The following is an 18,819-nucleotide window of genomic DNA, read 5'->3' on the forward strand; positions in this document are numbered from 1 at the left end:
TCTTCAACGGGAGCGCAGCATCACGGCTGCGCGAACCCGCTGTACGCCAAACACCGTCATGCGCAGGAATTCCTGGTGACTGACCGGCAAGTGCTGGCAGTCCAGGCCGCGCTTGAGTTTGCTGTGGTCGACATCAGGATCATGCAAGTAGACGAAGTCCTCGTCACACCCGGTGATGATGACCCAATGCGGCGCTTTCAAGCGGGTGAATCGGTAGCTGCTGATCAGCACCAGCGGTTTGTATCCGGCCGCCAACGCAGCGCCGATCTGCAGATAATCACCCAGAACCTGCTCGACTTGCGTGGCAGCCAGTTCCTGGGCAAACCCGTCCTCGACCAGTTTCATGATCGACTTCTTCTCCGTGCTGCGTACGCCGTGAAGAAAAAGCGAGCCCGGGTGACTTACCTCAAGGCGCACATCGAAACCGCGCCGCCAGGCCGCCAGTGCGAGGCCCTGAGGACTGCAGCCACCGTGCCCCGCCGTCATGAAAATGGTGGTTGCCTCGCGCCACAACTGGATTTCCTCCGCTCGGGTCATGGCACGGTTCGCATCGATGGCGGACATGGCCATCAGCAGGCACGCGGCGCCGCAGGTGAACTCGGTGGTCTGCTGGTAATACGGCACTTGCCGGGCGGGGGCAGGTGTTTCGCGCAGGATGCGTTTCTCGTAGCGCAACGCCTCGCAGTGGTCTTCGTAGTAGTCCTCGACGCTGGCAAAGCGCTGATAGCCATTGGCTTCGTAGAGGCGGATGGCAGCGGTATTGTCAGCGCGCACCTCCAACCGCAGCCATGCGCAGTTGCGCGCCAATGCGCAGGCCTGGGCCTGTTCCAGCAGACGCTGGCCAAGCTCATGTCCGCGCCACGCAGGGCTGACCGCAATCGAATACAGGCGTCCAAGTGAGGTGCCTCGGTGAAAAAGCACCAACGCGTAACCGCAAAGTGTTGCGCCCGAGGTGACGACAATCAGCGCGGCATTCGCTCGACTGAGCATCCAGCTGAAATTGCGCTGGTTCAACCGGTCGAGGGTGAAACACACCCGCTCCAATTCGACCAGATCGTCGATATCGTCAGTGGATGCAAAGCGAAAATCAAAAGACATGACCGCACCGTAAAGTTTGAGTAACGAACCGGGACAGACCGAAAGGCCCGTGATTTATTGAAGCGGCGTCTTCTTCAACAGGGATTCATTACTCATGTCAGCGGTGCAAGCCAACGTGAACGAAGTATTAGACAAAACCGAGCATTCGACAATCTCCCTCAGCGAGGAACCTCCCAGTATCAAGCCCTCGGGAAGTCGATTGCTCATACTGGTCGAACGCAAGGATGACTGGGCTGATTACCTGCCCAGCGAGAGCCTGATGCTGGCTCAGGATTACCTTGAACACAGCGATGATTTTCCTCATCGCACCCAGGTCATAAACCTCTGCCGCAATTACAAATACCTCGGTCAGGGCTATTACTGCTCATTGCTGGCCGAAGCGCGCGGACACAAGGTTTTCCCCTCGGTACGCACCGTCAGCGAGCTGGCGCGCAAAGCGCTTTACGGGGTCGGGCTGAATGATCTGGAGCGCACCCTGGAGCGGGCGCTGGCCAACCATCCATACGGCGAAACCGAAGCCTTCACGCTTTCGTTGTACTTCGGCAAGGCCTCGATCGAGCCGCTGCAAGAGATCGGCCGTCAGCTGTTCGAGGCGTTCCCCTGCCCTATCCTGCTGGTGGAATTCCGCCGTGGTGAGAGCTGGCAGATCGCAGGCATCAAGGCCGGTGCACTGCACAAACTTCGCGATGAACAGCAGCATGTTTTCGCTGATGCGCTGGATGCCTTCAATCGCAGAACGTGGCGTCAGCCCGCCTCCAAACGTGTGGCCCGCTACGACCTGGCCATCCTGCATGATCCTGACGAAGCCCTGCCGCCGTCCAACCCCGAGGCATTGCAGCGCTTCATCGCTGCGGGCGAGCAGTTGGGTATCGATGTCGAGCTGATCGAGAAAAAGGACTACGCGCGTCTCGCCGAATTCGACGCGCTGTTCATCCGCGAAACAACGCGAGTGGATGATCACACCTATCGGTTCGCGAAAAAGGCTGAAAGCGAAGGCCTCGTGGTGATTGACGATCCGTCGTCGATCCTGCGCTGCACCAACAAGGTTTATCTGGCCGATTTGCTCAAGCGTCGCGGGCTGGGCATGCCGGCAACGGAAATACTCTACAAGGATCGTCCGCAGGAACTCGAAAACGCAGGGCGTCGCCTCGGTTTTCCCTTGGTATTGAAAATCCCCGATGGCTGTTTTTCACGGGGTGTGATCAAGGTCGCCGATGCACAAGCGCTGGCCACGGCCGCGCAGGAGTTATTCGAACACTCGGTGCTGCTGCTGGCGCAGGAGTATTGCTACACCGAATACGATTGGCGCGTCGGCGTGCTCAATGGCGAAGCGCTGTATGCCTGCAGGTATTTCATGTCAAAGGGGCATTGGCAGATTTACAACCACAAGGCGCTGCCCGGCGAGATCAACGGAATGTGCGAAGCGGTGCCCGTCGAGCAAGCCCCTAGCGCAGTCGTGCAGCTCGCCGTACAGACGGCGCGGCTGATCGGCGACGGCCTCTACGGCGTCGACCTCAAGCAGGCGGGTGATCGGGTCCTGGTCATCGAAGTGAACGACAACCCCAACCTCGATGCGGGCATCGAAGACGCGGTGCTGGGCGACGAATTGTACCGGCGCGTATTACAGGCTTTTACCCAAAGGCTCGAGCTCAAACACCGTGGCCAAGCGTGGTGAGCGATGATTGAAGGCTATTGCATTGATTGCGGCGCCCTGCACAGGACATCGCAGGACCAGGCGACTGTCTGGCTGTGTGTCGCCCCGGACGCAGCCGAGCAACTGGATTTGCACAGACGCCTGGGCATTGGCGCACAAGCGATAGAGTCGTCGCTGGACCCAGATGAAGTGGCCCGCATCGAGGTCAAGCCAGATCACCTGTTCCTGATCTGGAAGCGTCCGGAAAGCTTCGACGGGCGCGCATTCAACGTTTCGTCCTTCGGAGTGGTGCTGAGCGAAAAACGCCTGGTGGTCATTTGCGCGAGCAACTCGCTGCTTTCGGGTCTTGAGCACGATGCGCAAATGACCGGGCCGCTGGACGTGCTGATGGCGTTACTCGCTGAAAGCGTTCATCACTATCTCGGGCATTTGCGCGTGGTCAAACAGATCGCCCGGGAGATTCAACAGCAATTCACGCGGGCAATGGACAATCAGCAATTGGCGCAGATGTACAACCTGAGCGAAAGCCTCGTGTACTACGTCAATGCGATTCAAAGTAACGGTGCGGTGCTGACGCTGCTGCGCAACCACGGCCAGCGTCAGGGCTTCAGCGACAGTCAACTGGCTGCGCTGAACGATCTGATCGTGGAAAACGAACAAAGCTTTCAGCAGGCCAGAATTCACGCCAAGGTGTTCGCCAACCTCATCGAATCCCATGGCAACCTTGCCAACAACAGCATGAACCGGGCCCTGCGCAAGCTGACACTGATCAACGTCGTATTCCTTCCTTTGAACCTGATCGCCGGCATCGGTGGCATGTCGGAGTTCAGCATGATGACGTCCGGCGTCCCATGGTGGATGTCCTTTCCCGTGCTGATCGCCTGCATGGGCCTCGTGGGCGCGGGGATGGTGCTGGTATTGCGGCGCATGGCCTGAATTCAGAGCACATTCTGCTAACGCCTGCGCCGCATGCGGGCGTCAATTGGTGCGGCTGACCACCCGGATATGCGTAATCCCTACCCGCTCAGCCTGCTCGAGAATCTGCTCTGGCGTCGAATCCGCCGTGGGCATGACCAGGCTGTTTTCGGCATCGCCCAGATGCAGTTCCAGCAGATGCATCGCCGCGTCGTGCTCGGCCAGTTGCGCTTCCTTGAGTTCGAGCAGATAAGTACGAGGCTCGCCGTTGAAACGGTATTCGATGTGATAGGTGTACATGTTGTCGTCCGCGTCGGTGGGAAAAGGCACTGTTTATCCTGACGCAGCGGTCAGCTTTTAGTTCAACCTGACTGCCAAATTGCATTTGCGAACAAACTTTTTGCGCAGCGAAGCGTCCTCTTCTTAACTCTCCACAACAGCTGATCACAGCTAAGGACTGGCAATGACCTTTTTCATCTTCCTCTTGGCCTGCGCGGCGGCGGCAACCACTGGCGTGATGTTCAAACCTGGTCCGTGGTACGAATCGCTGACCAAACCCTCTTTCACCCCGCCCAACTGGGCCTTTCCGGTAGCGTGGACGATCATCTACCTGCTGCTGGCCTGGGCCGGCTATCGCCTGAGCCTGATCCCCGGCAGCCAAACGGTGCTGGCCTTGTGGGCCGCGCAAATCGCCCTGAACACGCTGTGGACGCCGGTGTTCTTCGGCGCGCATCAGGTGCTGGCGGCGCTGGTGATTCTGGCGGTGCTGTGGGTGGTGGTCGCGGTGATGGTCGTGCTCGCCCTGCAACTGGACGTGGTCACCGGGCTGATTCTGTTCCCGTACCTGGCGTGGCTGTGCGTTGCGGCGGCGCTGAACTGCTCGATCCTGATGAAGAATCGCCTGTGAGCGATTTTCCATGGCCGCAAGGCGAGCGTGAGCTGGCACAGGTGCGTGGGTTCAACAGAAAGCTCGCCTGGCTGCCACGCTTCAAGATCCGCAATCGGCTCACTCCACGGCTGATTCAGGCGTTGCTGCGGACGGGTCAGCTCGGCGGCGACGGCAAGCTGCGCCAGCATGGGCTGAGCGCCGAACGGAAGATCATCGACACGGTGCCGGTACGCATCATCCGCCCCAAGGGCAAAGCCAGAGGCGTGGTGCTGGATTTCCATGGTGGCGGCTGGGTGATCGGCAATGCGCAGATGAACGACAACTTCAACATCGCCATCGTCAACACCTGCGACGTGGCGGTAGTGTCGGTTGATTATCGGCTGGCCGTGTCGACGCCAATCGAGGGCTTGCTGGACGACTGTCTACGCGCCACTCGCGGCATCTTGAACGATGGCGAATTTGCCGGACTGCCTGTGGTCGTCGTCGGTGAATCGGCCGGCGGGCATTTGGCGGCGGCCACCCTGCTCGCCCTCAAATCTTCGCCGCAACTGCTACAACGGATCTGCGGCGCGCTGCTGTATTACGGCGTCTACGACCTGACCGGCACGCCCAGCGTGCGCACCGCACCCGCCGATACTCTGGTGCTCGATGGCCCCGGCATGGTCGAAGCGTTGCGCCTGCTCACGCCGGACATCAGCGACGAACAACGACGCCAGCCACCGCTGTCGCCGCTGTACGGCGATTTCAGCGGACTGCCACCAGCGCTGCTGTTTGCCGGCGACCTCGATCCGCTGCTGGATGACACGCGGCTCATCGCCGAGCGCTGGCGACACGCGGCGCCGGTGGAGATGTACGTGCTGCCGGAATGTCCGCATGGGTTTATTCACTTCCCGACCGCCACTGCTGACCATGTGCTGGGTTACAGCCGCAAATGGATTTCGGCGCGAGTGGCAAGCTACTCAGTGAAATCCGCCGAGATCAGCCCGGCGCTTTCGTAGCTGACGATTGCATGGCGAGCCGTAAAAAACCGAGACAAACAAAAGGCGTCCTCACCGGCGCCTTTTTTTGTTTGCGCTGAACCCTGCGCGATCGTTCACCCCATGCCGATTGTGGCTCAAACCGTAAACAGTCTTTACCCAATCCGCGCCTGTTTCCCCCGCCAGCCGCCGCATAGAGTTTGTTCCAGCAGCACACTCAACTTCAGCAAAGGAAAATACCCATGAAAGTCTCAATGCTCGTCCTCACACTCTTCGGCTTCAGCTCGGTGGTCATGGCTCAGGACTCGACTACCACGCCTCCCGTCGAGCAATACACCTACGCCAGTCACCTCGACGTCGCCAAAATCATCTCGGAAGATCCCGTGCCGGATGTCTGCGCCGTAGTGCCGGTGCACATGACTTATCAGGACTCCCAAGGCAAACAGCACATCCTGCAATACGAGGTCATGGGCAGCGGTTGCAGCAACGGCTGATCCGGCCAATATCTCGCACACCCATTGCGTCTCAGAGTTGGCTCGCTGAGACGCAAATGCTTTACCGCTTCAATCGATAAGCGCCTGAGCAGTGCTCGCCAACTGCGCGCCGACCCGGGTTTTCAAGGTATCGATGAATCGCGTGATCTTCGCATCGACAAACTGGCGAGACGTGTAGACCGCGTAAACATTGCGCTCGTAGGTGTGGTAATCGGGCAGCACCCGCACCAGCCTGCCGGCACGCAAATCGTCGATCGCCGTGAAGCCTGCCAACAGACCAATCCCCGCCCCTTCGCGAATGGCAACGGCCATTGCGTCCATATCGTTCACGCTGAAACTCGGCCCACTCGGAATGAACGTCGCATCGCCCGCCTTGCTTTTGAGCTGCCATTCATCGCGCACGTAATCCACGGTACCGAGCAGCAGGCATTGATGATCGCAAAGCTGCTCCGGCGTTTCGGGGGCGCCATGCCGCGCCAGGTATTGCGGAGAGGCCACCAGTACGCAGTGACTGACGCCGATCTTCTGGCTGACATACGCCGAATCCGGCAGCGTTCGCGCGATCAGAATGGACACGTCCAACTGATCCTCAAGCAGATTGGGCATGCGTTGGGAGAGCATCAAATCGACGGTCACTTCGGGAAACGCCTGGCGATATTCCAGCACCGCGCCGGTCACCAGTTGCCGCGCCAGTCCGGGCACGCAGTGCACGCGTAACGTCCCTCGTGGTTGCAAGGCGGCATTGCTCGCCTCGGCTTCGGCGCTTTCCAGGTCAGCGAGAATCTTCACGCAGCGTTCATAAAACCGCCGGCCCGCGTCGGTCACCGAGAGACGCCGGGTCGAGCGTTGCAACAGGCGGGTGTCGAGCACGTTTTCCAACGCCGAGACCGCACGCGATACGTTACCGACGGTGGAGTCGAGATGGTTGGCCACGGCAGTGAAACTGCCCATCTCGACTACCTTGATGTACACCGACATGTTTGAAAGTTTGTCCATCCTGATCGTCCTGTAGAACTGCCACTCACTGCGGATAAGGACGGATGCTACACGCTCGCCCCTGCGCTCGATATTACCTTCTGGGACAACAATGATTCCCTCGTGGCCGGCTAAATCAAACGGCACGCCTTCCATAGACTGGATTCCACGGGACGCCTGAACCACTGCGTACAAGGCGCCGAATGAATCCTTAACCATGAAGGCGACATCCATGAACACTCCTTACGATCCGCTCTATCTCTTCATCGGTGGTCAATGGCTCACCGCCCAGGACCGCGCGACCGCCGCCGTGGTCAACCCGGCAACCGGCGAGGAAATCGGCCAGGTGCCACTCGCCACCGCCCAAGACCTGGATCACGCCCTCGAAGTGGCCCGACTGAGCTTCGACCAATGGCGCCAGACCGTGCCGGACCAGCGCGCAAAAATCCTCAAGCGCGCCGCCGACCTGATCCTCGAACGCGCCCCGCACATCGCTGCGCAAATGACGCTGGAAGAAGGCAAGCCACTGCGCGAAAGCCTCGATGAAGTGACCCGTGCGGCGGAATATTTCGAGTGGTTCGCCGAAAGCGCACGACGCATCGACGGCCGTGTCGTACCGGCCAATCGTCCGGGTGTACTGCAACTGGTCAAACGCCAAGCCATCGGCCCCGTCGCAGCGTTCACACCGTGGAATTTCCCGGCCATCACCCCGGCGCGCAAGCTCTCGGCAGCGCTGGCTGCCGGTTGCAGTGTGGTGCTCAAGCCTGGCGAGGAAAGCCCCTCCACCGCGCTGGCCCTGGCCCGGGCGCTGGACGATGCCGGCTTGCCGAAAGGCGTGCTGCAAGTGGTGTTCGGTGTGCCGGATCAAGTGTCCAGCCATTTGATTGCCTCACCGATCATTCGCAAAGTGACCTTCACCGGTTCGGTGCCGATCGGTCGGCTGCTCTCGGCCCGCGCTGCCGAAGGCGTCAAGCCGATCACTCTGGAACTGGGCGGCCACGGCCCGGTGCTGGTGTTTGCCGACGCCGACATCGAAAAGGCAGCTGTGGAAGGCGTCGCCAATCGCTTTCGCGGCACCGGCCAAGTGTGCATTTCCTCGACTCGTTTTCTCATCCAGCGTGAGGCCTACGCCGAGTTTGTCGAGCACTTCGTCGCGGCCACCCAGGCGTTGAAAATCGGCGATGGCATGGATCCGCAAACCCAGGTCGGCCCTCTGGCCAACCCACGGCAACTGGCGAAGATGGAGCACCTGATCGCCGACGCCGTGGAGAAAGGTGCACGGGTGCTGGCCGGCGGTGAAGCGTTGCCGGGCGCAGGCTTCTTCTTTCAGCCCACCGTATTGGCCGATGTGCCGATGAGTGCGCGAATCATGCACGAAGAACCCTTTGGCCCCATCGCGATACTGATGCCTTTCGATGAGTTGAGCGATGGCCTGCAAGAAGCCAACCGCCTGCCCTACGGCCTCTCGGCCTACGCGTTCACTTCCAATGCGCGCACCGCGATCGACGTCGCCGATGGCCTGGAAGCCGGAATGATCGGCATCAACCAGTACCGCATCGTCGCCACCGAACTGCCCTTCGGCGGCATGAAAGAAAGCGGCCACGGTTCTGAAGGTGGCATCGAAGGCATCGAGCACTATCTCACCAACAAATTCATCAGCCAGGTTTAAGGGGATTTCCATGTCGACTATCGATTTCAGCAGCCCACGCGAAGCCGCCCGCGCCTTCACCCCGAAACTAGCGCAATTCGTGGACTCAACGCTGTACCCGCAGATCTGGAGTGACCCCGCCTTGTCACCCCGCGAGCGCAGCCTGATCACTGTCGCCGCGCTGATTGCCGGCGGCCACTGCGAAGAGTTGCCCGCGCACCTGCGCCGCGCTGTCAGCAATGGTGTGAGCCATGAAGAGTTGTCGGCGGCGATCACTCACTTGGCCTTTTACGTCGGTTTTCCGGGCGCCATCACCGCCTCGGCCATCGCCAATGCCACCCTTGCCGACACGGAGCAACGCTGAGATGAAAGCCATCAACCTGAAAGCGTTCGGTCCGGCAGAAGTGCTGCAACTCGGCGAAGCGCCCAACCCTGAAGTGCGCCCGACCGACCTGCTGGTGCGTGTCTATGCGGCCGGCGTGAACCGTGCCGACCTGACTCACCGAACCGGCGGCTACGGCCATGCGAACTTCGGCGACTCGTTGATCATCGGTCTGGAGATTGCCGGGGAAGTGCTCGAGACCGGCAGCGAGGTGAGTGGATTCGCCGTCGGCGACCGGGTGATGGGCGTCGTCGGCGGCGGCGCCTACGCCGAACTGGCGCGCATCGACTACCGCATGGCCATGCCGATTCCGGCGCAGCTCGACTATGTGCACGCCGCGGCGATTCCCGAAGTGTTCGTCACCGCCCACGAAGCGATGCTGCACCTGGCCCGACTCCAGTCAGGTGACTCGGTGCTGATCCATGCCGCCGCCGGCGGCGTCGGTTCCGCTGCCGTGCAACTGGCCTTTGCCACGGGCGCCACGGTGTACGCGACCACCGAAGGCAGCAAGCTGTCGCGCGTCGAACACCTGGGCGCCGACGTGGCCATCGACTACAAAAACGAGGATTTCGCCGCAGTCATCGCCGACAAAACCCAAGGTCGCGGGGTCGACGTGATCATCGACTTCATTGGCGCACCCTACTTCGCCCGCAACATCGCCTCGCTGGTCCACGGCGGGCGCCTGGTGCAGGTCGGCATTCTTGGCGGCGGCGGCAAGGTCGACGTGGAGCTGGAGCACATCCTCTACCGACATCTGCAAATCATCGGCACGGTGATGAAGTCGCGCACCCAGCCGGAGAAGCACGCGATGATCCAGCGCTTTCGCGACCACTGGCTGGAACGCTTCGCCGGCGCTGCGAGTCTGGAACCGGTGGTGGACAGCACCTTCCCGCTATCCCGCGCAGCCGATGCCCATCGGCGTATGGAATCCTCGCAGAATGTCGGGAAGATTATTCTGACGATGCAGCCGGAGGATTTGCGCTAGGACAGACATAAAAAAAGGCCAGTCCGTTGAGCTGACTGGCCTTGGTTTGTCTGACGTTTTCGCTGATCAGCTCACCTTGATCACAACCTTGCCAAACGCCCCTTTCGCCAGATGCTCATAGGCCTCGCGCGCCTGTTCGAATGGATAGACATGGTCGATCACCGGGCGAATGTCGTGCTCGGCGAGGAACACGTTCATCCGGTCGAACGATGAACGCGGTGCCACCGCAATGCCGCGAATGGTGGTCTGGCGGAAGATCAGCGGCATCAGGTTCAGCTCGACGGTCTGCCCTGTCAGAAAGCCAATCTGCGCTATCCGCCCCGAGGCCTTGGTCGCTGCTACCGACTGATTGATGCCATTGCCTCCCGCCACATCGAGCAGCAGGTCCACACCCTTGCCCTCGGTGAGTTTCAGCACCTCGTCCGCCCAGTTCGGCGTGCTGCGGTAGTTGATACCGGCGACCGCGCCCAGACGTTTTACCGCGTGCAGGTTTTCATCGCTGCTTGAGGTAGCGATGACTTTGGCGCCCAGCGCGGTGGCGATCTGCACGGCGAAAATCGATACGCCGCCGGTACCCTGCACCAACACAGTCTGGCCCGGTTGAATAGCGCCGAAATCCACCAGCGCATACCACGCAGTCAGTGCGGCGATCGGCAGTGTCGCCGCCTCTTCATCGCTCAAGTTGGCCGGCGCGCCGACGGCGCTGTCCTGATGAATGATCATGTACTCGGCGAGGCCACCGGGCAGCGGCGAACCGAAGCAATAATCCGGCTCGCTCGGCCCCGGCTCGCCATCCAACCAGCGCGAGTACAGATGTGAATTGACGCGGTCGCCAACCTTGAAACGAGTAACACCGGCGCCGATTGCAACTACGGTACCGGCGGCATCGCTCACCGGAATCAGCGGTTTCGGCACCAGGTGCGGCTCGTAGATACCGTCAACGATGGCCTTGTCGCGAAAATTCAGCGAGACCGCGCCGACCTTGACCAGCAGCTCGCCAGCCTTGGGCTGCGGGGTTTGCGTCTCGCCCAGTTGCAGATTGTCGAGCCCGAAATCTTTCAGTAACCACGCTTTCATGATGTGTCTCCAAATGCATTATTGGCCGCAAACCCTCAGCGGGCTTGCCTTGGGGCCATGATTGGCTTTTACATCAGCGCAATAAATGCTTGGAAACAGACATGATTGTTCTATTCTCAGGCAACAAATCCAGATACTGAAGCTCACCGGAAAAGTCATGGAATTACTGCAATCAATGCGCCTGTTCGCCCGACTGGCGGAGCTGGGCAGTTTCACCAAAGCCGCTGAGTCGCTGGACATCGGCCGGCCGCAGGTCACTCGCTATATTCAGGAACTGGAAACATCGCTGGGCGTGCGCCTCTTCCAGCGCACTACGAGGAAAGTCGCACTCACCGCCGAGGGTGAACTTTTCTATCAGCGGGTCCAGGAAATTCTGGCCGAGATCACCGCCGCCACCACAATGTTCGATCGCACCGGAGCCACGCTGTCCGGCCGCCTGCGCATCGACATTCCCACGGCGTTCGCGCAGCTGGAATTCATCAAAAGCCTGCGCGAATTCACCGACACCTACCCCGGCATCGATATGGTGCTGGGCGTCACCGATCGTGCGGTTGATCTGGTCGGCGAAGGCATCGACTGCGCGCTGCGCATCGGCGAGCTGCCCGACTCAACCCTGATCGCCCGCCCTATCGCCTTGGCGACCATGGTCACCTGCGCCGCGCCCGAATACCTGCGCGAGCACGGCACACCGGAAACGCTTGGAGATCTGGCGAACCATCAAGGCGTGAACTTTCTCTCGGGCCAGAACAACCGCACCTTGCCCTGGCAGTTTTCAGTTGAGGGCAAACAGAAATCCTACGTCAGCCGCCAAGGTATTACCGTCACCGAGTCGAACGCCTACGTGCAGTGTGGCGTGTCGGGCTTCGGCATTATTCAGGCACCGGGTATCGCGGTGGCAGAGCATCTGGCTAACGGTGCTCTGGTGGAAATTCTGCAACCGCTGCGCCCGCTGCCTCGGCCAGTGACGCTTTTGTACCCGAGCCGCACGCATTTGCCGGCGCAGGTGCAGGTGTTTATCGAATGGCTGCAGGTGCGGTTTGTGCAGTTGCATGGGGGGTGGGTGGTAGGTTGAATCTGGCTTTATCCCGCAGTTTCTGCAGCGTGCGCACCTAGGATTTAACACTGATCCCGCGAGCAGCAAAGACTTCACGCGCAGCCGTTATACCGTTCAAGGCGCTGGGAAATCCTGCGTATACGGTCATTTGCAAGATCACATCGACCACCGCCTCCGGTGTGCACCCGACGTTCAGGGCGCCGCCGATATGCACTTTCAGTTGTGGCTGTGCATTGCCCAGTGCGGTCAGTGCCGCAACGGTTGCCAGCTCACGAGTGCAGTGATCGAGCCCGGGGCGGGCGAAGACATCGCCGTAGGCAAAACTCAGAATCCAGTCCGCAAGCTCTGGAGCAGTATCCTTCAATGAATCAACCACTGCCTGACCAGGTCCGCCAGTAATCTGCGTCAGAGCGGCTTCTCCGCGCGCTCGACGATCAGTCATGTCCACGGGCGCTGCCACACTGGTCACGCTTGCGCCAATCAATGTGGCGGACAGCAAGCGGTTGAAACCGGGAAGTTTACGGATCATGGTGATGCTCCTTTTGCTCGAGTTGGTGATAGATCTGAATCTTGTTATCCAGAACCTCCAGGGACTGGCTCAACTGGCTGATCTGCGCTTGCACGTCCCGGCGATGCTGCTCGAGAAGCTCGCGGCGTTCTGCCAGGGTCGAGTCGCCTGATCGGCGCAGTTCGGCATACCGCAGCATTTGCTGGATCGGCATTCCGGTCGCCTTCAACCGGAGCAGAAACTCGGCCCACAGCACATCCTTCTCGGCGTACACCCGGTGGCCATTGCCACCGCGCCCAACCGGGTCGAACAGCCCGATGCGCTCGTAATAGCGGATCGTGTGAGCGCTCAAATCAAGGCGCTTGGCCAACTGTGAAATTGTCAGTTCTGGATTCATGTCATCACCGTAAAGGTTTGAGCGTGCTCTAAGTCAATGGCTATTTTCAATCAGTTGGAATCAGACAAATCGCGGGCACTATCCGCGCGGTCCGTCGCTATCAGTCTCGACGGTTCAACCCCTGTTATATTCGCTTTACCAGATATATGACTATGCGTATATTCGGTTATCCGTATCCATTGCTCGGCAATCATCCCGCCGCCTTTCACCCTACGCGTCACGACATCCGCAAGCGCATCAGGCTCTTCGTTTTGGTCAAGACACAAGCTTCTGGAGGATGTATGACAGAACCCATGACCCCCACCACTTTGTTCAAGTGTCTGGCCGATGACACCCGAGCCAAAATTTCCCTGCTTGTCGTGCGCGAAGGCGAATTGTGTGTATGCGAGCTGACGGCAGCACTCGACCTCAGTCAACCGAAGATTTCCCGTCATCTGGCGCTGCTGCGCTCCGCCGGTTTGCTGCTGGATCGTCGCCAGGGTCAATGGGTGTACTACCGGCTGAATCCTGATGTGCCCGCGTGGGTGGCAGCAGTTCTGAAGGAAGTGGCAGACGCCAATCAGCCATGGCTGGAAACCGAGGCCAAGCGCCTGTGCTGCATGAGCGACCGACCGATCAATCAGGCCATGTGCAGCTGATTCATGCCCACCGGATCAACCACCCTGGCACTGCGCCTCAGTTTCTGAATCAAGGAATCGTCTGATGAAAATCTTGTTCATGTGCACCCACAACAGCTGCCGCAGCATTCTGTCCGAGGCGCTTTTCAACCATTTGGCGCCCGAGGGCGTAGACGCTGTCAGCTCAGGCAGCTTTCCCAGTGGCCGGGTGAATCAACGGGCACTGCAAACGCTGGAGGCGGCGGGTATTTCCACAGTGGGCTTGAGCAGCAAGGCTTCGGATGCTTTTGAGGGCTCGCCTCCGGACATCGTGATCACCGTCTGTGATCGGGCTGCGGGAGAAGCATGCCCGATCTTTTTCGGCCCAGCCTTGAAGGCGCATTGGGGGCTGGCCGACCCGTCTGAGGCTAGCGGGTCGGAAGCCGAGATCACCGCAGCGTTTGCAACCACACTGGCCAAAATCCAGGAACGCGTGAGTGCGTTTCTTGCACTGCCGCTCAAGACCATGAGCCCTGACCAACTGCAAGCTGAACTGAACCGCATCGGTTCGCTTTGAAGATCAACCGAGGCGCCCCCCCTCCAGGTGCCGCCGCAGGAGTTCATATGCAAGACACATTGCCAAACGTACACGCCGACCTGATCGACATTCCTACGCTGGAGCAGCTGTCTCCGCGTAATCCTTCGCCCCACAAACCTCGCATTTTGCTGCTATACGGATCGACGCGAGAGCGCTCGTTCAGTCGTCTGGTCACGCAAGAAGCGGCACGCCTGCTGAATGAGTTTGGCGCCCAAACCAAAATTTTCGACCCCTCGGGTCTACCGCTGCCTGATGACGCCCCCGACACTCATCCCAAAGTCGCGGAGTTGCGCGAGCTGATGCAATGGTCAGAGGGTCAGGTGTGGTGCTCTCCTGAGCGTCACGGCTCCATGAGTGCCGTGTTCAAAGCGCAGATCGACTGGGTTCCGCTGGCGCTGGGCGCTGTACGACCTACGCAAGGCAAAACCCTCGCTGTGATGCAGGTCTGCGGCGGCTCGCAGTCCTTCAACGTGGTCAATCAGTTGCGGGTACTTGGCCGGTGGATGCGGATGTTCACCATCCCGAACCAGTCTTCCGTGGCCAAGGCGTTCACAGAGTTCGATGAAGCGGGTCGCATGAAGCCTTCTTCGTACTACGACCGCTTGGTGGACGTGATGGAAGAATTGATGAAGTTCACGCTGCTCTTGCGCGATCGTCAGGATTACCTGGTCGACCGTTATTCCGAGCGCAAGGAATCCGCCGAAGAGCTGTCCAGACGAGTCAACCAGCGTTCAATTTGATACCTGTGTGCGGAAACGGTATGAGCGCACCACGATCTTTCACACGTTGAGGCCTTTGCGCCGGGAGGATGCTGGTGAGTCAGAATTCGACACTTGATGTTGTGGTCATTGGTGGTGGTCAATCCGCGCTGACAGTCGCCTATTTTTTGAAGCGCACAGGCTTGTCTTACGTGCTGCTCGATGCCGAGCCGGGACCGGGAGGCGCCTGGCGGCATGGCTGGGATTCGCTGCGACTCTTCTCGCCGTCGGCATGGAGTTCGATTGCAGGCTGGCCGATGCCGGCCATATCCGAGGGGACGCCCGGGCGGGACGATGTTGTCGAATACCTGACTCAGTACGAGCGCCGGTATGACTTCCCCATCATCCGCTCCACGCGGGTGACCGGTGTCGAGAAGATCGAAGGCGGGTTGCGCGTTATCTCAAAGGACAATTACTGGGACGCCAAAGCGGTTATCAGTGCAACAGGCACCTGGAGCCGCCCGTTCGTACCGGACTATCCCGGCCAGGCGTTGTTTGCAGGCAGGCAGCTTCATTCCGCTCATTACGTCGGGCCGAACGGGTTTGCGGGTAAAACCGTCCTTGTCGTCGGTGGCGGCAACTCCGGCGCCCAGATTTACGCCGAGGTCTCCAAAGTGGCGCAGGCAACCTGGGTCACGCAACAGGCCCCAACGTTTCTACCTGATGAGGTGGATGGACGCGTCCTGTTCGAACGCGCTACTGCTCGACTGAAGGCGCAGCAGGATGGCGTCGAGCCTCAACAGCCCGTTGGAGGGCTGGGAGACATCGTCATGGTGCCACCGGTGAAGGAAGCTCGCGAACGCGGTGTACTGAACGCAGTACGGCCGTTCACGCGTTTTACTTCGACGGGGGTTGTGTGGTCATCGGGCATCGAGACAAAGGTGGACGCTGTCATCTGGTGCACGGGTTTTGCTCCGGCGCTCGACCACCTGAACAGCCTGGGCGTTGTAGGCCGGGATGGCAAAGTGATTGTGGACGAAAGCCGAAGCGTTGCGATACCCGATCTGTGGCTGGTGGGTTATGGCGACTGGACGGGGCTCGCTTCTGCCACATTGATCGGCGTAACCCGCACCGCCCGGGATGTAGTCAGGCAAGTGCAAAGCTATCTCACTGGCGGAACCTGATTGCTCGCGGCGCCGTGAAGCCATAAGGTCGCTAGCCTGTAAATCATCTTCAGCGAGCAGAATCAGGCAAATCGCCAACAGTATCCGCCTAACGCCGACACCGCCCTGCCCCCTAATCTGAACCCATGCAGAACACACCACTGCAACGGGTTAACCAGATACGGATCTGAACGACCCGGACCTCAATCTCAACTTGACCGGAGTCACCGCCATGAAAACTGTAAGCCAACTGATCGCCGTCGCCACTTTCGCCCTCAGCGCCAGCGCATTCGCCGTACCGAGCAATCAGGAAGATCGTTTCTTCACCCAGGTCAACGAACCACAGCAGACTGTTGCTGCCGATGGCTCGGAACGTACGCCGCAAGGCCAGGCCATCGCTGCCGACGGCTCAGACCGCACCTCAATGGGCCAGGCCCTCGCCGCTGATGGATCAGACCGGACCCCAGGTCGTCGCGCAGCTTAAGCGCATGATGCTGAGACAAGAAAAGTCCTGCAGGTTTGAAACCTGCAGGACTTTTCCGTTTGTTGAGGCAAGACCTGATCGAAAACCCTATTGATAGGAACAGGCAATACTCCGATCCGATTCGGCATCGTCCGCCAGCGTTATCCGTCCTAGCATGGCCCCTCCAATTGCCTGCAGGAGTACAGATCCATGAAGACCCTTTTCATCACCGGTGTCAGCAGCGGCTTTGGCCAAGCGCTGGCCAAGGAAGCACTTGCCCAGGGCCATAAGATCATCGGCACAGTGCGCAGTGGCAGCCTTCGAAGCGCTGTCGCCCGAACGCGCTCATGGGTGGTGCTGGACGTTACCGATTTCGATGCCATCGATGGGGAGGTTGCGGCAGTGGAGGATCGCCACGGCCCGGTGGAGGTGCTGGTCAACAACGCAGGTTATGGCCACGAGGGGATTTTTGAAGAGTCGTCGCTGCAGGAAATGCGCCGCCAGTTCGACGTCAACGTGTTCGGCGCGGTGGCGGTGGCCAAGGCGTTCGTCCCGTATTTTCGCCAGCGCCGCGCGGGGCATGTTCTTAATATCACGTCGATGGGGGGCCATATCACCATGCCCGGGATCGCGTATTACTGCGGCAGCAAGTTTGCGCTTGAGGGCATCTCCGACACCTTGAGCAAGGAGCTTGCACCCTTCAATATTTTTGTCACCGCTGTGGCGCCGGGGTCATTTCGCACCGACTGGGCAGGCCGCTCGATGCAACGCACGCCGCGTAGCATCAGTGACTACGACGCAAGCTTCGATCCGGTGCGCAAGGCCCGGGAGGAGAAAAGCGGCCAGCAGCTGGGCGATCCGCTGAAAGCTGCACGGGCCATGCTGACCATCATCGACAGTCCAGATCCGCCGGCCCACCTGCTGCTTGGCAGTGACGCTCTGGCGTTGGTGCGCGACAAGTTGCAGCAGACGGCGGAGAGTATTGAGCAATGGGCAGCGCTTAGCCGTTCGACGGATGGCTGAAAGATCAAAAGCACCCTCACCCCAGCCCTCTCCCGGAGGGGAGAGGGAGCCGATCGCGGGTGGATTCAACCCCGGCGTTCGGCACAATATTACAGGTCGGCGTAGTACCAGAAAGCACCACGGTCAGTCCCCTCTCCCTCTGGGAGAGGGCTAGGGTGAGGGCTCTGTCTGACACCCCGCCAATCAGCCAGACAGGTTCGAACGCGCCTTTTCACAAGGAAACCCACAGCCCATGCCGAAACCGAAAGACCCAATCACCGCGCGCATGGTCCAGCTAATGAGCCAGCTCGCCCCGCTGGAGGGCTACAACCTGAGCCCGCTGGACGATGTACGTTTCCTGCGTTCCAACCGACCGCTGACCCGCACGCCGGTGCTGTATGAACCGGGCATCGTGATCCTCTGTCAGGGGCGCAAACGCGGCTATCTCGGCGATGAAATCTACGTCTACGACGCTCAGCACTATCTGGTGGTGTCGGTGCCGGTACCCTTCACCATGGAAACCGACGCCAGCGAAGCCGAGCCAATGCTCGCGGTGTACGTACGTCTGGATTTCGCCCTGGCTGGCGAGCTGATTCAGCAAGTGGATGAGCTGTGGGATTTCCCCACAGCGCAGCCGATGGGCATGTACGCCTCGCCTCTCGACGAACCGCTACGCCAATCGACCCTGCGCTTTCTTGAAGTGATGAGCAACGATGCCGACGCGCAAATCCTCGGCCCGGCGATGCTGCGCGAGCTCTACTACCGTATCCTCACCGGCGAACAAGGTGGCACCCTGCGCGCCGCCATCGCCCAACAAGGCCAGTTCGGCAAGGTGACCCGCGCCATCCACAAGATCCACAGCTGTTATCACCAGCATCTCGACGTAGAGACCCTGGCAGAGGAAGCGCAGATGAGCGTGCCGAATTTTCACCTGCACTTTCGCAAGGTTACCGATTCCTCGCCGATGCAGTATCTGAAGTCGACGCGGCTGCACCAGGCGCGATTGCTGATGCTGCGTAACGACCTGACCGCGGCAAAATCTGCGTTTCTGGTCGGTTACGAAAGCGCCTCGCAATTCAGCCGCGACTTCAAACGCCTCTTCGGCCGCACGCCGCTAGCGGAAGTGGCGTGGATGAAAACGGCCTATGCGCTGCCGGCACCGACGAGTGCTTCGCCGTTTGTGTCGTCGCACTGATTTTCAGTGCCACGCTCCGCGCACTTATTGCAGCAAATTCCCCGTTCGCAT

General features: G+C 59.9%; 22 protein-coding genes. 16 read left to right on the forward strand and 6 right to left on the reverse strand.

All coding sequences use genetic code 11. The annotated features are described in order from the left end of the window. Window positions 1-3 precede the first annotated feature (3 nt). Window positions 4-1,098 (reverse strand): GNAT family N-acetyltransferase/peptidase C39 family protein, encoded by a 1,095-nt coding sequence (locus tag AB4N48_RS12670; protein ID WP_252869276.1) that lies wholly within the window; start codon window positions 1,096-1,098, stop codon window positions 4-6. A gap of 94 nt (window positions 1,099-1,192) precedes the next feature. Between AB4N48_RS12670 and AB4N48_RS12675 the strand changes: the two genes are divergently transcribed. Continuing rightward, a complete protein-coding gene (locus tag AB4N48_RS12675) occupies window positions 1,193-2,773 on the forward strand; it encodes a RimK family protein (RefSeq protein WP_460093545.1) in 1,581 nt (526 codons plus the stop codon). Between the two features lie 3 nt (window positions 2,774-2,776). Continuing rightward, entirely contained in the window at window positions 2,777-3,688 is a 912-nt protein-coding gene (locus tag AB4N48_RS12680) for a magnesium transporter CorA family protein (protein ID WP_150635616.1), read from the forward strand. A 42-nt stretch (window positions 3,689-3,730) separates the two neighbouring features. Here the strand turns inward: AB4N48_RS12680 and AB4N48_RS12685 are convergent, their stop codons facing one another. Further along, on the reverse strand, window positions 3,731-3,997 hold the full coding sequence (locus tag AB4N48_RS12685; protein WP_041480507.1) for a hypothetical protein: 267 nt from the start codon (window positions 3,995-3,997) through the stop codon (window positions 3,731-3,733). A gap of 133 nt (window positions 3,998-4,130) precedes the next feature. Between AB4N48_RS12685 and tspO the strand changes: the two genes are divergently transcribed. From tspO to AB4N48_RS12700, 3 genes are all read left to right on the forward strand, one after another. Then, on the forward strand, window positions 4,131-4,574 hold the full coding sequence (gene tspO, locus AB4N48_RS12690; protein ID WP_041480509.1) for a tryptophan-rich sensory protein TspO: 444 nt from the start codon (window positions 4,131-4,133) through the stop codon (window positions 4,572-4,574). Continuing rightward, window positions 4,571-5,554: an alpha/beta hydrolase gene (locus AB4N48_RS12695; RefSeq protein ID WP_460093546.1), complete on the forward strand. Its 984-nt coding sequence runs from the start codon at window positions 4,571-4,573 to the stop codon at window positions 5,552-5,554. Before tspO ends, AB4N48_RS12695 begins: the two co-directional genes overlap by 4 nt. A gap of 221 nt (window positions 5,555-5,775) precedes the next feature. Beyond that, window positions 5,776-6,027 (forward strand): DUF2790 domain-containing protein, encoded by a 252-nt coding sequence (locus AB4N48_RS12700; RefSeq protein WP_252869272.1) that lies wholly within the window; start codon window positions 5,776-5,778, stop codon window positions 6,025-6,027. 69 nt (window positions 6,028-6,096) lie between these two features. Here AB4N48_RS12700 and AB4N48_RS12705 read toward each other — a convergent pair whose 3' ends face one another. Continuing rightward, window positions 6,097-7,023 carry a LysR family transcriptional regulator gene (locus AB4N48_RS12705; RefSeq protein WP_252869271.1) on the reverse strand — a complete coding sequence of 309 codons (927 nt, stop codon included), beginning with the start codon at window positions 7,021-7,023 and terminating at the stop codon, window positions 6,097-6,099. Window positions 7,024-7,234: 211 nt separating this feature from the next. Here AB4N48_RS12705 and AB4N48_RS12710 point away from each other — a divergent pair, with 211 nt between their 5' ends. The 3 genes from AB4N48_RS12710 to AB4N48_RS12720 are packed head-to-tail and all read left to right on the forward strand — an operon-like array spanning window position 7,235 to window position 10,017. Then, a complete protein-coding gene (locus tag AB4N48_RS12710; protein ID WP_258708003.1) occupies window positions 7,235-8,671 on the forward strand; it encodes an NAD-dependent succinate-semialdehyde dehydrogenase in 1,437 nt (478 codons plus the stop codon). Window positions 8,672-8,681: 10 nt separating this feature from the next. Beyond that, a complete protein-coding gene (locus AB4N48_RS12715) occupies window positions 8,682-9,014 on the forward strand; it encodes a carboxymuconolactone decarboxylase family protein (protein ID WP_110599182.1) in 333 nt (110 codons plus the stop codon). Window position 9,015: 1 nt separating this feature from the next. Next, window positions 9,016-10,017 (forward strand): NAD(P)H-quinone oxidoreductase, encoded by a 1,002-nt coding sequence (locus tag AB4N48_RS12720; RefSeq protein WP_460093547.1) that lies wholly within the window; start codon window positions 9,016-9,018, stop codon window positions 10,015-10,017. A 66-nt stretch (window positions 10,018-10,083) separates the two neighbouring features. Here the strand turns inward: AB4N48_RS12720 and AB4N48_RS12725 are convergent, their stop codons facing one another. Next, window positions 10,084-11,094, reverse strand: coding sequence for a zinc-dependent alcohol dehydrogenase family protein (locus tag AB4N48_RS12725; protein WP_460093548.1), 1,011 nt, complete (start codon window positions 11,092-11,094; stop codon window positions 10,084-10,086). A 157-nt stretch (window positions 11,095-11,251) separates the two neighbouring features. Between AB4N48_RS12725 and AB4N48_RS12730 the strand changes: the two genes are divergently transcribed. Then, window positions 11,252-12,166 carry a LysR family transcriptional regulator gene (locus AB4N48_RS12730; RefSeq protein WP_056784938.1) on the forward strand — a complete coding sequence of 305 codons (915 nt, stop codon included), beginning with the start codon at window positions 11,252-11,254 and terminating at the stop codon, window positions 12,164-12,166. Between the two features lie 37 nt (window positions 12,167-12,203). On the opposite strand, the gene AB4N48_RS12735 is transcribed toward AB4N48_RS12730, so the two are convergent. Then, the gene (locus tag AB4N48_RS12735; RefSeq protein ID WP_370593534.1) at window positions 12,204-12,596 is read right to left on the reverse strand and encodes a carboxymuconolactone decarboxylase family protein; all 393 of its coding nucleotides are present in this window, start codon (window positions 12,594-12,596) and stop codon (window positions 12,204-12,206) included. Window positions 12,597-12,666: 70 nt separating this feature from the next. Continuing rightward, the gene (locus tag AB4N48_RS12740; RefSeq protein ID WP_056784936.1) at window positions 12,667-13,053 is read right to left on the reverse strand and encodes a MerR family transcriptional regulator; all 387 of its coding nucleotides are present in this window, start codon (window positions 13,051-13,053) and stop codon (window positions 12,667-12,669) included. Between the two features lie 281 nt (window positions 13,054-13,334). On the opposite strand from AB4N48_RS12740, the gene AB4N48_RS12745 reads away from it, so the two are divergent. The 7 genes from AB4N48_RS12745 (at window position 13,335) to AB4N48_RS12775 (ending at window position 18,768) form a co-directional block, all read left to right on the forward strand. Continuing rightward, on the forward strand, window positions 13,335-13,691 hold the full coding sequence (locus AB4N48_RS12745) for a metalloregulator ArsR/SmtB family transcription factor (RefSeq protein ID WP_056784934.1): 357 nt from the start codon (window positions 13,335-13,337) through the stop codon (window positions 13,689-13,691). 64 nt (window positions 13,692-13,755) lie between these two features. Next, window positions 13,756-14,226, forward strand: coding sequence for an arsenate reductase ArsC (locus AB4N48_RS12750; RefSeq protein ID WP_095179654.1), 471 nt, complete (start codon window positions 13,756-13,758; stop codon window positions 14,224-14,226). Window positions 14,227-14,273: 47 nt separating this feature from the next. Beyond that, window positions 14,274-14,987 (forward strand): arsenical resistance protein ArsH, encoded by a 714-nt coding sequence (gene arsH, locus AB4N48_RS12755; protein WP_460093549.1) that lies wholly within the window; start codon window positions 14,274-14,276, stop codon window positions 14,985-14,987. 68 nt (window positions 14,988-15,055) lie between these two features. Then, window positions 15,056-16,129 (forward strand): ArsO family NAD(P)H-dependent flavin-containing monooxygenase, encoded by a 1,074-nt coding sequence (locus AB4N48_RS12760; protein WP_460093550.1) that lies wholly within the window; start codon window positions 15,056-15,058, stop codon window positions 16,127-16,129. Between the two features lie 211 nt (window positions 16,130-16,340). Beyond that, a complete protein-coding gene (locus AB4N48_RS12765) occupies window positions 16,341-16,592 on the forward strand; it encodes a hypothetical protein (protein WP_406228859.1) in 252 nt (83 codons plus the stop codon). A gap of 189 nt (window positions 16,593-16,781) precedes the next feature. Next, window positions 16,782-17,594: an oxidoreductase gene (locus tag AB4N48_RS12770; protein WP_460093551.1), complete on the forward strand. Its 813-nt coding sequence runs from the start codon at window positions 16,782-16,784 to the stop codon at window positions 17,592-17,594. A gap of 232 nt (window positions 17,595-17,826) precedes the next feature. Next, window positions 17,827-18,768, forward strand: coding sequence for an AraC family transcriptional regulator (locus AB4N48_RS12775; RefSeq protein ID WP_252883624.1), 942 nt, complete (start codon window positions 17,827-17,829; stop codon window positions 18,766-18,768). Window positions 18,769-18,819 lie beyond the last annotated feature (51 nt).

It is taken from the genome of Pseudomonas sp. S2_C11 (genome assembly GCF_054668395.1).

Coding starts and splice junctions, on each gene's coding strand:
- AB4N48_RS12670 (WP_252869276.1), bottom strand. CDS start 1,098: ATGTCTTTTGATTTTCGCTTTGCATCCACTGACGATATCGACGATCTG.
- AB4N48_RS12675 (WP_460093545.1), top strand. CDS start 1,193: ATGTCAGCGGTGCAAGCCAACGTGAACGAAGTATTAGACAAAACCGAG.
- AB4N48_RS12680 (WP_150635616.1), top strand. CDS start 2,777: ATGATTGAAGGCTATTGCATTGATTGCGGCGCCCTGCACAGGACATCG.
- tspO (WP_041480509.1), top strand. CDS start 4,131: ATGACCTTTTTCATCTTCCTCTTGGCCTGCGCGGCGGCGGCAACCACT.
- AB4N48_RS12700 (WP_252869272.1), top strand. CDS start 5,776: ATGAAAGTCTCAATGCTCGTCCTCACACTCTTCGGCTTCAGCTCGGTG.
- AB4N48_RS12705 (WP_252869271.1), bottom strand. CDS start 7,023: ATGGACAAACTTTCAAACATGTCGGTGTACATCAAGGTAGTCGAGATG.
- AB4N48_RS12710 (WP_258708003.1), top strand. CDS start 7,235: ATGAACACTCCTTACGATCCGCTCTATCTCTTCATCGGTGGTCAATGG.
- AB4N48_RS12715 (WP_110599182.1), top strand. CDS start 8,682: ATGTCGACTATCGATTTCAGCAGCCCACGCGAAGCCGCCCGCGCCTTC.
- AB4N48_RS12720 (WP_460093547.1), top strand. CDS start 9,016: ATGAAAGCCATCAACCTGAAAGCGTTCGGTCCGGCAGAAGTGCTGCAA.
- AB4N48_RS12725 (WP_460093548.1), bottom strand. CDS start 11,094: ATGAAAGCGTGGTTACTGAAAGATTTCGGGCTCGACAATCTGCAACTG.
- AB4N48_RS12730 (WP_056784938.1), top strand. CDS start 11,252: ATGGAATTACTGCAATCAATGCGCCTGTTCGCCCGACTGGCGGAGCTG.
- AB4N48_RS12740 (WP_056784936.1), bottom strand. CDS start 13,053: ATGAATCCAGAACTGACAATTTCACAGTTGGCCAAGCGCCTTGATTTG.
- AB4N48_RS12745 (WP_056784934.1), top strand. CDS start 13,335: ATGACAGAACCCATGACCCCCACCACTTTGTTCAAGTGTCTGGCCGAT.
- AB4N48_RS12750 (WP_095179654.1), top strand. CDS start 13,756: ATGAAAATCTTGTTCATGTGCACCCACAACAGCTGCCGCAGCATTCTG.
- arsH (WP_460093549.1), top strand. CDS start 14,274: ATGCAAGACACATTGCCAAACGTACACGCCGACCTGATCGACATTCCT.
- AB4N48_RS12760 (WP_460093550.1), top strand. CDS start 15,056: ATGCTGGTGAGTCAGAATTCGACACTTGATGTTGTGGTCATTGGTGGT.
- AB4N48_RS12765 (WP_406228859.1), top strand. CDS start 16,341: ATGAAAACTGTAAGCCAACTGATCGCCGTCGCCACTTTCGCCCTCAGC.
- AB4N48_RS12770 (WP_460093551.1), top strand. CDS start 16,782: ATGAAGACCCTTTTCATCACCGGTGTCAGCAGCGGCTTTGGCCAAGCG.
- AB4N48_RS12775 (WP_252883624.1), top strand. CDS start 17,827: ATGCCGAAACCGAAAGACCCAATCACCGCGCGCATGGTCCAGCTAATG.